The organism is Actinomadura sp. KC345, assembly GCF_004348515.1.
GTDB lineage: Bacteria > Actinomycetota > Actinomycetes > Streptosporangiales > Streptosporangiaceae > Spirillospora.
On sequence record NZ_SMKH01000466.1, the window covers coordinates 1 to 3998 of the forward strand.

The following is a 3998-nucleotide window of genomic DNA, read 5'->3' on the forward strand; positions in this document are numbered from 1 at the left end:
GTCCGGGCGGCGGGGTCGGCGCTGGGCCGCAACCCCGTCCCGCTGCTGATCCCCTGCCACCGCGTCACCCGCTCGGACGGTGCGCTCGGCGACTACGTGTTCGGCGCGGCGGCCAAGGAGCGGCTGCTGCGCGCCGAGGACGTCGACGTCGACGAGGTCGCCGAGCTGGCGCGGCGCGGCGTGCGGCTGGTCGGCAGCGACACCACCGGGATCGTGTGCTACCCCACCTGCGGCGACGCGCGGCGGATCGTGCCCGGGCACCGGCGCGGGTTCGGCGACCTGGCCGCCGCGCGGGCCGCGGGGTACCGGCCGTGCCTGCACTGCCGCCCCGCGGACCCGCGGCCCGCCTGACCGCACGGCGCGGGGACACCGGGCCCGGGGCGGGCGGCATACATCGGCGTGAGACGGGAATGGGGCCGTCCCGTCCACCTGCGGGAACGGCCCCGCCGGGGACGCCGACAAGGGGGAGGCCGCCATGCGCGTCGTCGTCACCGGCGCCACCGGCAACATCGGAACCAGCACGATCCGCGCGCTCGCCGCGGACCCTGACGTCACCGCCATCACCGGCCTGGCCCGCCGTGAGCCCGGCCCCGGCCTCGACCTGGGCGACGGCGGCAAGGTCGCGTGGGCCGAGGCCGACGTCACCGACAGCGACCTGGTGCCGCTGATGCGCGGCGCCGACGCCGTGGTGCACCTGGCGTGGCTGTTCCAGCCCACCCACCGCCCGGCGGTGACCTGGGACGCCAACGTCGTCGGGAGCGCACGGGTGTTCGAGGCCGCCGCCGAGGCCGGAGTGCCCGCCCTGGTGTACTCCTCGTCCGTCGGGGCCTACTCCCCCGGCCCCAAGGACCGGGCGGTGGACGAGTCGTGGCCGACGCACGGGTGGCCCGGCGCCGCCTACAGCCGCGAGAAGGCCTACGTCGAGCGGCTCCTGGACCTGTTCGAGGCGAACCGTCCCGGCTGCCGCGTCGTGCGGATCAGGCCGGGGTTCATCTTCGAGCGGCAGAGCGCGTCCGAGCAGCGGCGGCTGTTCGCCGGGCCGCTGCTGCCCGGCCGGCTCGCCCGCCCCGACCTGATCCCCGCCGTCCCGGACCTGCCCCGCCTGCGGCTGCAGGCCCTGCACTCCGCCGACGCCGGTGAGGCGTTCCGGCTCGCGGTGACCGGCGAGGCCCGCGGCGCGTTCAACATCGCCGCCGACCCCGTCCTGGACCCCGCCGAGCTCGCCGGCATCCTCGGCGCCCGCACCGTGCGGGTCCCGGCGCGGGGCGTGCGGGCCGCGCTCGCCGCCGCCTGGACGCTGCACCTGGTGCCCGCCTCCCCGGGCCTGTTCGACCTGGCCCTCGAAGTCCCGATCATGGACGTCGCGCGGGCCCGCGGCGAGCTCGGCTGGAGGCCCCGGCACACCGCCCGCGAGGCCATCGAGGAGTTCCTGGAGGGGCTGCGCGCCGGCGCCGGGCGCGACACCCCGCCGCTGTCCCCCGGGACCGGCGGGCCGGGCCGCGTCCGCGAGTTCGCCACCGGCATCGGCCGCAGACCCTGACCGCACCCGCATCCCCGGCGCCGCCTCGCCGCACGCCCTCGACCTGGAGGTCACCATGCCGACGATCACTCCCGACCACCTGCACGCCCTGCTGGCCTCCACCGACCGCGACGCCGCGCTCGTCGTCGTCGCCGGACGGGCCAGCGTCGTCCCCGGCGACCCGTCCCGCGGCGGCCCCGAGGAGGCGCTGGTCATCACCACGCGGGACGCGGTGATCGCCGAACTCGACACCGGCGCCAACGAGGAGCAGATCGAGCGCCTCGCCCAGCGGCTGGACGTCGCCCTGGAAAGCCTCGGCAGCTGATCACCGGCCCCTGAACACCGGCCCCGGCCGGTGATCCGGGGAGCGGTCAGCCGCTCTCCCCGCCCGGGTGCCGGTGTCGGCGTCGCGGGCATCGGCGTCGCGGGCATCGGCGTCGCGGGCGTCGGTGCGGACGCGGCGGCGGTGGCTGGTGTCGCAGAACGGGTAGGAGCGGCTGCGGCGGCACGCGCACAGCGCCACCAGGAAGCGATCCGACCGCACGGTGCGCCCGTCCTCCAGGACCACGTCGACCGGCCCCTCCACCAGGACCGGCCCGCCCGGGACCACCCGCACCCGCCGCGCATCCGGCTCGGCGGCGTCGTCCGGCGCAGCGGATCCATGCGCGGCGGATCCGCGCGCATCCGGTCCCTGCGGGCCGGCGGGCTCACGCGGCGCGGCGTCCACGGGCCTCACCCGCCCGACCCGCGCCGGCGTTTCCGGCGGCGGCCTCGGCTTCGGTTCCCGCACGGTCGGCGCGGACGACGACGAGGTCCTCGTGCGCCTGCCCCGGTTCCAGGAGGCCGCGCGCCCGCAGCTCGGCGGCGCGGGCCCGCATCACCGGGCCCAGCGGCTCGCGGCGGCGCGCCACCACCGAGGCCCGCATCCCCGCCCGCCGCAGCGCCACCAGCGTGGCCGCCACGCCGTTCAGGGCCGAGTGCACCAGCAGCAGCGTCCCCGACGGCGCCAGATGCCGCGGCGCCTGCCCGCAGATCCGGTCCAGCAGGACCCGGCCGCCCGGCCCCGCCTCCCACGCGCGGGCCCGGCCGCGCACCGCGGCCGGGTCGGCGTCGCCCGCCACGTACGGGGGGTTGGCGACGATCACGTCGAACAGCTCGCCCGTCACCGGCGCGAACAGGTCGCCGCGCAGGACCCGGACCGGCAGGCCCCGGACCAGCGCGTTCAGCCGCGCCGCCAGCACCGCCTGCGCCGACAGGTCGACGGCGACGACGCGGCAGCCGCCGCGCGCGGCGGCCATCGCCACCGCACCGGTCCCGGTGCCGAGTTCCAGCACCCGCGCGCCCCGCGGCACGCCCGCCGCGCTCAGCGCCCCGAGGAGCAGGCGGGTGTCGGACTGCGGGCGGTACACGCCCGGGGTTCTCAGCAGCAGCATCCCGTTTCCCCCTTACTCGCCCGTCACCGGACCGGCCGCCGCAGCCGGGGCCGCGACGGGTGCGCGCAGGGACGAGCGCGGCGGCCGGGCGCGCCAGCTTCCCAGCAGATGCGCCGCCAGCCGGTCCTCCAGCAGCCCCGTCGCCTGCACGCCCAGGACCACGTCCGCCGCCAGGCCCGGCTCGTCCTCCAGCAGGCCGCCGATCACGTCGTGGCGCAGCACCTGCTCGTGGACGGCGTCGGCCTCGATGTGCTCGGTGTAGAACAGCACCGCGCGGGGCCCGGCGCCCAGCCGCTCCAGCGCCCGCGCCATCCGCCGCGCGGACGGCGCGGTGGTGATCTCCGCCGCCGCGAAATGGCCGACCAGCGCGCCCCGCAGCGAGCGCCGCAGCCCGAACAGCGACATCATGTTCACCGTCGCCAGCATCACCGCCGGCGCCGCGTCCACGTGGGCGCCGTAGGAGGCGTCCAGGCCCAGGTCGTCCAGCAGGCCGGCGTACAGGCCCTGGTGGATCATCTCCGGGCGGCCGCCGCCGAACTCGTCGTGCTCGACCGCCACCAGCGCCGTCTTGGCGCGGCCCCGCAGCCTCGGCACGACCCAGGCGTGCGGGTCGGCCTCCTTCAAGTGGTACACCGACCGCAGCGCCGCGTGCTCCAGCAGCTGCCACCACTCGCCCTCGTCGCGCAGGTGATGGGTGACGCCGGACGCGTCGACCGGCTCGGTCAGCAGCTCCCCCAGGGCGCCCTCCACGTCGGTCCCGCCCGGGACGTCGCGGCGCAGCGCCGCCAGGAACGCCTCCTCCATCGCCGCGCGCAGCCGCAGCAGCGCCGGGTCCCACTCCCAGTCCGGGTCCACGCCGGTGAACCCGCGGTAGTGCAGCTCGTAGCAGGTGTGCAGGGCCAGCTGCAGGTCCTCGCCGTAGGGGTCGGCCGCCCGCGCCCGCCGCACGGCCTCGCCCGCCGCGTGCCCGGTGGCGTGCTGCGCGGGGCCGGGCGGGGGGCCGGCGGCCAGGGCCCGCGCGACGGTCCGTGACAGCGGCCCGCGGG

General features: G+C 78.1%; 5 protein-coding genes and 1 pseudogene. 3 read left to right on the plus strand and 3 right to left on the minus strand.

Annotated features, from left to right (window positions below; genetic code table 11):
• From E1281_RS38185 to E1281_RS38195, 3 genes are all read left to right on the plus strand, one after another.
• A partial coding sequence (locus tag E1281_RS38185; RefSeq protein ID WP_131884575.1) for a methylated-DNA--[protein]-cysteine S-methyltransferase occupies positions 1 to 351 on the plus strand: 351 nt, incomplete at its 5' end.
• A 124-nt stretch (positions 352 to 475) separates the two neighbouring features.
• Positions 476 to 1540: an NAD-dependent epimerase/dehydratase family protein gene (locus tag E1281_RS38190; RefSeq protein WP_131884576.1), complete on the plus strand. Its 1065-nt coding sequence runs from the start codon at positions 476 to 478 to the stop codon at positions 1538 to 1540.
• 55 nt (positions 1541 to 1595) lie between these two features.
• Entirely contained in the window at positions 1596 to 1844 is a 249-nt protein-coding gene (locus tag E1281_RS38195; RefSeq protein ID WP_131884577.1) for a hypothetical protein, read from the plus strand.
• Positions 1845 to 1967: 123 nt separating this feature from the next.
• Here E1281_RS38195 and E1281_RS42400 read toward each other — a convergent pair.
• The 3 genes and pseudogenes from E1281_RS42400 to E1281_RS38210 form a co-directional block, all read right to left on the minus strand.
• Positions 1968 to 2135: pseudogene (locus tag E1281_RS42400) on the minus strand (CDGSH iron-sulfur domain-containing protein); the annotation flags it as partial.
• Positions 2136 to 2226: 91 nt separating this feature from the next.
• Positions 2227 to 2952: a HemK2/MTQ2 family protein methyltransferase gene (locus E1281_RS38205; protein WP_131884579.1), complete on the minus strand. Its 726-nt coding sequence runs from the start codon at positions 2950 to 2952 to the stop codon at positions 2227 to 2229.
• A gap of 12 nt (positions 2953 to 2964) precedes the next feature.
• Complete coding sequence (locus E1281_RS38210; RefSeq protein ID WP_131884580.1) at positions 2965 to 3987, minus strand: iron-containing redox enzyme family protein; 1023 nt, start codon at positions 3985 to 3987, stop codon at positions 2965 to 2967.
• Positions 3988 to 3998: the final 11 nt, after the last annotated feature.

Coding starts and splice junctions, on each gene's coding strand:
- E1281_RS38190 (WP_131884576.1), top strand. CDS start 476: ATGCGCGTCGTCGTCACCGGCGCCACCGGCAACATCGGAACCAGCACG.
- E1281_RS38195 (WP_131884577.1), top strand. CDS start 1,596: ATGCCGACGATCACTCCCGACCACCTGCACGCCCTGCTGGCCTCCACC.
- E1281_RS38205 (WP_131884579.1), bottom strand. CDS start 2,952: ATGCTGCTGCTGAGAACCCCGGGCGTGTACCGCCCGCAGTCCGACACC.